The sequence below is a fragment of the Actinomadura alba genome, from assembly GCF_014323705.1.
GTDB lineage: Bacteria > Actinomycetota > Actinomycetes > Streptosporangiales > Streptosporangiaceae > Actinomadura_C > Actinomadura_C alba.
This window is the reverse complement of the sequence record NZ_JABVEC010000031.1, coordinates 76,351-83,517: the sequence shown is the minus strand read 5'-3', so window position 1 is coordinate 83,517 and position 7,167 is coordinate 76,351. Positions and strand designations below refer to the sequence as shown.

Sequence of the window (7,167 nt, the reverse complement as noted above, 5' to 3'; positions counted from 1 at the left end):
CGCTGGGCGCCACGATCGCGTCACCCGCCGCGACGATCCGGATCGCCGTCACGAGATCCTCCGGCGGGGAGTCCTTCAGTAGGAAGCCGCTCGCACCCGCCCGCACCGCCTCGATGACGTACTCGTCCAGATCGAACGTCGTGAGGATCAGCACCCGCGGGTCATGGGTCGCGGCGCCCTCGCGGACGATCCGCCGGGTGGCCTCGATTCCGTCGACTCCCGGCATGCGGATGTCCATGAGCACCACATCCGGCATCAGAGAGCGGGTGAGATCCACCGCGGTCGCGCCCTCACCGGCCTCACCCACCACCGCGATGTCGCTCTCGGCCTCCAAGATCAACCGGAAGCCGGTGCGCAACAGCGGCTGGTCGTCGACGAGCAGCACCCGGACTGTACTCATGGCCTCGCTCCGCTCAGCTGCTCGCGGCGCTTCGAGGTGGCGGCTTCCCTCGTCGCTCCGGTCGCAGGCTCCCTGCGCTTCTCAGTCCAGCCGCCACCGCGCCACTCGCGGCTCATGGCCTCGCTCCGCTCGGCTGCTCGCGGGCGCCCTGACGTGGGGTACGGGCGTACTTGTGCACGGTCGTCACGAGATTCTATGCCTCCAGAGGGAATCGGGCCCGGACCTCGAAACCTCCGCCTTTGCGGGGCCCGATCCGTAGTTCGCCACCATAGAGGGCGACGCGCTCGTACATGCCGACCAGGCCGTGACCGGGACGGTCACCGTTGTCGCCGAGGGCGGCCGCGACACCGCGCCCGTCGTCCTCGATGTCCACCGTGAGCTGACGGTCGCCGTAGTTCAGCCGGACCCAGGCGCGAGCCTGCGGGCCCGCGTGCTTCAGCGTGTTGGTGAGCGCCTCCTGGACCAGCCGGAAGGCGGCCAGGTCCACGCCTGGTGAGAGCGGGCGGAGCTCTCCCTCGATCCAGAGCTGGACGGACAGCCCCGTCTCGCGGACCTGGTCGACGAGGCCGCCGATGTCGTGCACGCCGGGCTGCGGCGCGAGTTCCCGCCCGCTGGGCTCGGCGTCGCGCTCGGTGCGCAGCACGCCGACGATACGGCGCATCTCGCTGAGCGCGGTGCGGCCCACCTCTTCGATGGTGCTCAGCGCCTCACGGGTCCGCTCCGGATCCTTGTCGAGGATGCGGCGGGCCGCTCCCGCCTGCACGGTCATCACGCTGACGTGGTGCGCCACGACGTCGTGCAGTTCGCGGGCGATGCGGGACCGCTCCTCGACGCGGGCGGCGCGCGCGTCGGTGCCGCGGGCCCGCTCCAGCCGCATGGCGCGGTGCTCGAGTTCGGCGAGGTAGGCGCGGCGCAGCCGGAGACCCCGGCCGAGCCACCACACCCCGATCAGCAGCGCCACGTTCGTGATCTGCTCGGCCAAGGTGACCTCGTTGATGTGCGAGATCATGAAGAAGAAGGCGGCGAGTGCGATGACGCCGCCCAACGCGCTGTGCGCGAGACCACGATGTGCCGCGACGGTGTAGACCGCGATGAGGAAGGCCAGGATGTCCCCGGCGGCGGGGGGATAGTCGAGGACCGTCAGCGCGATCTCGCCGGCCAGCACGCACGCGAGCACCGTGAGCGGGTAGCGCTGCCGCAGCGTCAGGACGGCGATCGAGGCGACGACGATGACCACGTTGAGCGCGTCGGCGTCCTTGTACGCCAGCTCCGGCGGCAGCTTCTGCAGGAACATGTGCGGCAGTCCCACCGCGATGAGGATGAGGGCGATGACGCCGTCACGGGTGGTGGGGTGGGTGTGCAGCCAGAGCCGGAGGCCGCGGTTGGGCGGTGACACGGTTTCACAGTAGGGCGTCGTGTCCGGCGGCGAGCCCTCCTGAACGGGGATCTCGTCTCCTCCGGAAGGATGACTCGCCGGTCAGCGGGCCTGTTCGCCCGTTCCGCCGGGTTTCCTGGGCGGTCCGATCCGGTCGCGGCGCGCGGCGCCGGGCCCGGTCCGCTCAGACGTCGGCGCGGCGGTCGCGTGACGGCGGTTCCTCGTCGGCGGGGGAGGTGCGGGCGGCGGGGACCGAGGGCAGCGGCGGCGGGGTCCCGCCGAACGAGGGGCAGCGCTGCTTGTGATCGCACCAGTCGCACAGGCGGCTCGTGCGAGGCCGCCACTCACCCGTGTCCATCGCCCGCCGGATCGCCTGCCAGAGCGCCTCGACCTTACGCTCGGTCGCCCGCAGATCCGCCTCGTCGGGGGCATAGCGCAGGATCTCGCCGTTGCCGAGGTACATCAGCTGCAGAAGTCTCGGCACCGTGCCGTGCAGCCGCCACAGCACCAGAGCGTAGAACTTCATCTGAAACAGCGCCCGAGCCTCGAAGTCGACCCGCGGGGCGGCGCCGGTCTTGTAGTCGACGACGCGTACCTCGCCGGTGGGCGCGACATCGACCCGGTCGATGTATCCGCGCAGCTTCAGTCCCGACTCCAGCACCGTCTCGACGAACAGTTCCCGCTCCGCCGGCTCGAGCCGGCGCGGGTCCTCGAGCGCGAAGTAGCGCTCGAGCATCTGCCGGGCCTGGGCCAGCCATTCGGCCTGCTCGGCCGTCCCCTGCGCGTCGCCGTCGAACAGCTCGGCCAGGCCGGCGTCCTCGCTGAGCAGCCGCTCCCACTGCGGGTCGAGCAGGTCCAGTGCCGCGGGCACCGTCCGCTCGGCGGCGGGCAGGTCGAACAGCCGCTCGAGCACCGCGTGGACCAGGGTGCCGCGGACCGCGGCGGGGCTCGGTCTCTCGGGGATCTGGTCGATCACCCGGAAGCGGTACAGCAGCGGGCAGGTCATGAAGTCCCCGGCCCGGGAGGGAGACAGCGATCCGATCACTGGCACGGCGGGATCGGCTGTGGTCGTCATGAGCCGAAAGCGTAGGGGACGGGTGCGACGAATTCCCGCACCCCGCCGTCGTGCGCGTACCCGCCGGTCATGATCAGCACATCCGCCCGGGCCACGGCGTCCGAGGGCATAGCATCGACATCGTGGCAGACAGAACTCCCGAATCCGGGGGGAAATCCGGGCCCGACGACGAGCGTGCGAGCCGGCGGCCGGGACTGCTCATGGGACGCCTGTTCGGCATCCCGGTGTACGTCTCGCCCACCTGGTTCATCGTGGCCGTCGTGATCACCTGGATCTTCGAGGCGCCCGCGTCGCAGGTGGTCGACCGGCCCGTGAGCTATCTCGTCGCGTTCACCTACGCCGTGCTGCTGTACGCGTCGGTGTTCGTCCACGAGCTCAGTCATTCGGTCGTGGCGCGGCTGTTCGGGCTGCCGGTACGGGCGATCACCCTGCACATCCTCGGCGGGGTGTCCGAGATCGAGCGAGAGCCGCGCACGCCCGGCCGCGAGTTCCTGATCGCCTTCGCGGGGCCGCTGCTGTCGCTGCTGCTGGGCGCCGCAGGGCTGCTCACCACCCTGTTCGTCACCCTGCCGCCGGTGGCCACCCTGCTGATCGAGGCGGTCACGCTCGCCAACCTCGTGGTCGCCGTGTTCAACCTGCTGCCGGGCCTCCCACTGGACGGCGGCCGGATGATCCGGGCCGCCATCTGGAAGCTCACCGGACAGCCCAGGATGGGCACCATCGTGGCCGGATGGGTCGGCCGGGCGGTCGCCGTCCTGGTGCTCATGGGCGGAGCCCTCGCCGCGACCTACCGCGCCGACGATCTCGGCTTCGGCTGGGTGTCGCTCATCTGGTCGGCCCTCATCGCCTCGTTCATCTGGGTCGGCGCCACCCAGGCGATCCGCACCGAACGCCTGCGCGACCGGATCCCGCTGCTGCAGGCCCGCCGGCTGGCGCGCCGGGCCACCCTGGTCACCGCGGGGGTCCCGCTCGCCGAGGCGGTACGGAGGGCGCACGAGGAGGGGTCCGGCGCGATCGTGATCGTCGACCACGACGGACGGCCCACCGGCCTGGTCAGCGAGAAGGCGGTGCTCGCCACCCCGCAGAACCGGCGGCCCTGGATAGAGGTCGGTGACCTGTCCCGGGGTCTCGAGCCCGGTCTCGAGCTCTCCGCCGACCTGTCCGGTGAGGATCTCGTCGTCGCCATCCGCAGGGCTCCGGCGTCGGAGTACCTGCTCGTCGAGCCGACGGGCGGCGTCTACGGCGTGCTCGCCGTCAGCGATATCGATCAGGCGTTCGCCGGCGTCTGAGCCCCGCCGGGTCCCGATAGCCTTGACCCATCATGAGCGAACCGACTTCGATCAGCGACTCCACCGGCCGTATCCCGCACGGTTCCTTCCGCGCCGGCGACCAGGTTCAGCTCACCGACCCCAAGGGGCGGATCAACACCATCACGCTCCAGCCGGGAAAGCTGTTCCACTCGCACAAGGGCTCGGTGCCGCACGACGAGATCATCGGCCGTCCCGAGGGCATTGTGCTGCGCTCCACCGGCGGCACCGAGTACCTGGCCTTCCGGCCGCTGCTCGCCGACTACGCCGTACGGATGCCGCGCGGCGCCGCCGTGGTGTACCCGAAGGACGCGGCACAGATCGTGACCATGGCCGACGTCTTCCCCGGCGCCCGGGTGGTCGAGGCGGGGGCCGGCTCCGGCGCCCTCAGCTGCTGGCTGCTGCGCGCGGTGGGCGAACGCGGACTCGTCTCCTCCTACGAGCGCCGTCCGGACTTCGCCGAGGTGGCGCGGTCGAACGTGGAGCGGTTCTTCGGCGGTCCGCACCCGTCGTGGCGGCTCACCGTCGGCTCGGTGCAGGACGCCATCGACGAGACCGATGTCGACCGGGTCGTGCTCGACATGCTGGCCCCGTGGGAGTGCCTCGACTCCGCCGCCAAGGCGCTGATCCCGGGCGGGATGGTGTGCGCGTACGTCGCCACGACCACGCAGATGTCCCGGGTGGTCGAGGCGCTCCGCGAGCAGGGCTCGTTCGCCGAGCCGTACGCCTTCGAGACCATGCTGCGCTCCTGGCATGTCGAGGGGCTCGCCGTACGGCCCGATCACCGGATGGTCGGGCACACCGGCTTCCTCGTCACCGCCCGGCGGCTGGCCGACGGGGTCGTGCCGCCTCGCCGCCGCCGCCGGCCGGCGAAGGGCGCCTATGGCGGCGCCGACGAGGAGCGCCCGGACACCACGAGTGGCGACGGGATTAACGTCGAATTCACACAGAGCCGGTTGCCGCCCGCGGCGGGCGGCTCCGAATCCTCGGGTGCGTGAAGTTTGCGGCTTTCATGCTCGTCTGTGATGGTTTCGGTGGCTACCGTGCCCTCGGAAGGGCCTTTGCCTTCCCCACAGTCACCCGCCCTTACGCAGGGTGATCGGTTCGGCACGACACGGCCACCTATTGGGCAGGTTACGGAACCGCTCCAGATAGGTAGGGTTCTGAGTAGGTCGTCGGCTCTTCGTGAGGAGGTGACGGGGCGTGGCCGCTCGTGACGATGCTGGGGCGCGCAGGGCGCAGCACGACAAGGAGGTTCGTGACTTCCAAACTCAGGTTTCCTTCCTCGAGGAGGAGATCTCGGTGCTGCGCCGCAAGCTCGCGGAATCCCCCCGCCAAGTACGTGTGCTCGAAGAACGCCTCCATGAGGCGCAAGCCAACCTGGCCGCCGTAACCGGTCAGAACGAGCGTCTCGTGTCGACACTCAAGGAGGCACGGGAGCAGATCATCGCCCTCAAGGAGGAGGTCGACCGGCTGGCGCAACCGCCGTCCGGTTACGGCGTCTTCCTGGAGGCCCGAGACGATGGAACGGTCGACATCTTCACCGGCGGGCGCAAGCTGCGGGTGAACGTCAGCCCGGGTGTCGAGGTCGAGGAGCTCAAGCGTGGCCAGGAGGTCATGCTCAACGAGGCGCTCAACGTCGTCGAGGCGCTGCACTTCGAAGAGCAGGGCGAGGTCGTCATGCTCAAAGAGGTCTTCGCCGACGGCGAGCGCGCCCTTGTGATCGCGCACGCCGACGAGGAGCGTGTGATCAAGCTTGCCGAGCCGCTGCGCGGCGTCCCGCTGAGAGCGGGCGACTCGCTGATGCTCGAGACCCGATCCGGATACGCCTACGAGAAGATCCACAAGGCCGAGGTCGAAGAGCTCGTCCTCGAAGAGGTCCCTGACATCTCCTACTCGGAGATCGGCGGGCTCGGCCCGCAGATCGAGCAGATCCGCGACGCGGTGGAGCTGCCGTACCTGCACGCCGATCTGTTCCGCGAACACCAACTCCGTCCTCCGAAGGGCGTCCTGCTGTACGGCCCGCCGGGCTGTGGCAAGACCCTCATCGCCAAGGCCGTCGCCAACTCGCTGGCCAAGCAGGTGGCGGAGAAGACCGGGCAGGAGGGCAAGAGCTTCTTCCTCAACATCAAGGGCCCCGAGCTGCTCAACAAGTACGTCGGCGAGACCGAGCGGCACATCCGCCTGGTCTTCCAGCGGGCTCGCGAGAAGGCCTCCGCCGGAACTCCGGTGATCGTGTTCTTCGACGAGATGGACTCCATCTTCCGGACCCGCGGGTCCGGGGTGTCCTCGGACGTCGAGAACACGATCGTCCCTCAGCTGCTGTCGGAGATCGACGGCGTCGAAGGTCTCGAGAACGTCATCGTCATCGGCGCCTCGAACCGCGAGGACATGATCGACCCGGCGATCCTGCGGCCCGGCCGGCTGGACGTCAAGATCAAGATCGAGCGTCCGGACGCCGAGGCGGCCCGGGACATCTTCTCGAAGTACATCCTCACCGGCCTGCCGCTGCACCCGGACGACGTGAAGGAGCACGGCAGTTCGCACGAGGCGACGGTCGAGGCGATGATCCAGCGGGTCGTCGAGCGGATGTACAGCGAGACCGAGGAGAACCGCTTCCTCGAGGTCACCTACGCCAACGGTGACAAGGAAGTGCTCTACTTCAAGGACTTCAACTCCGGAGCGATGATCCAGAACATCGTCGACCGGGCCAAGAAGATGGCGATCAAGCAGTTCCTCGACACCGGTCAGAAGGGATTGCGCGTCAACCACCTGCTCGCGGCATGCGTTGACGAGTTCAGTGAGAACGAGGACCTGCCCAACACCACCAACCCGGACGACTGGGCGCGGATCTCCGGTAAGAAGGGCGAGCGGATCGTCTACATCCGCACCCTGGTGTCCGGAAAGCAGGGCACCGAGGCGGGACGGTCGATCGACACGGTGGCGAACACCGGTCAGTACCTATGAGGTCATAGCGCGGGGCTTGCGGGGCCACGTGCCGCCGGGTGAC

The 7,167-nt window shown here is 69.4% G+C and carries 6 protein-coding genes; 3 read left to right on the top strand and 3 right to left on the bottom strand.

Annotation, left to right across the window (positions count from 1 at the left end; genetic code table 11):
• The 3 genes from HKK74_RS30505 to HKK74_RS30495 all read right to left on the bottom strand — a co-directional run.
• Positions 1–400 (bottom strand): response regulator (locus tag HKK74_RS30505; RefSeq protein WP_187246838.1); only part of this gene is annotated, 400 nt, incomplete at its 3' end.
• A 193-nt stretch (positions 401–593) separates the two neighbouring features.
• Positions 594–1,796 carry a sensor histidine kinase gene (locus tag HKK74_RS30500; protein WP_312881943.1) on the bottom strand — a complete coding sequence of 401 codons (1,203 nt, stop codon included), beginning with the start codon at positions 1,794–1,796 and terminating at the stop codon, positions 594–596.
• Between the two features lie 163 nt (positions 1,797–1,959).
• Complete coding sequence (locus HKK74_RS30495) at positions 1,960–2,850, bottom strand: RecB family exonuclease (protein WP_187246837.1); 891 nt, start codon at positions 2,848–2,850, stop codon at positions 1,960–1,962.
• A 122-nt stretch (positions 2,851–2,972) separates the two neighbouring features.
• Here HKK74_RS30495 and HKK74_RS30490 point away from each other — a divergent pair, with 122 nt between their 5' ends.
• The 3 genes from HKK74_RS30490 to arc all read left to right on the top strand — a co-directional run bounded on the left by HKK74_RS30490 (position 2,973) and on the right by arc (position 7,124).
• On the top strand, positions 2,973–4,139 hold the full coding sequence (locus HKK74_RS30490; protein ID WP_312881942.1) for a site-2 protease family protein: 1,167 nt from the start codon (positions 2,973–2,975) through the stop codon (positions 4,137–4,139).
• Positions 4,140–4,171: 32 nt separating this feature from the next.
• Positions 4,172–5,155, top strand: a complete 984-nt coding sequence (locus tag HKK74_RS30485; RefSeq protein ID WP_187246836.1) for a tRNA (adenine-N1)-methyltransferase — start codon at positions 4,172–4,174, stop codon at positions 5,153–5,155.
• Between the two features lie 205 nt (positions 5,156–5,360).
• Complete coding sequence (arc, locus tag HKK74_RS30480) at positions 5,361–7,124, top strand: proteasome ATPase (protein ID WP_187246835.1); 1,764 nt, start codon at positions 5,361–5,363, stop codon at positions 7,122–7,124.
• The last annotated feature ends 43 nt before the right edge of the window (positions 7,125–7,167 follow it).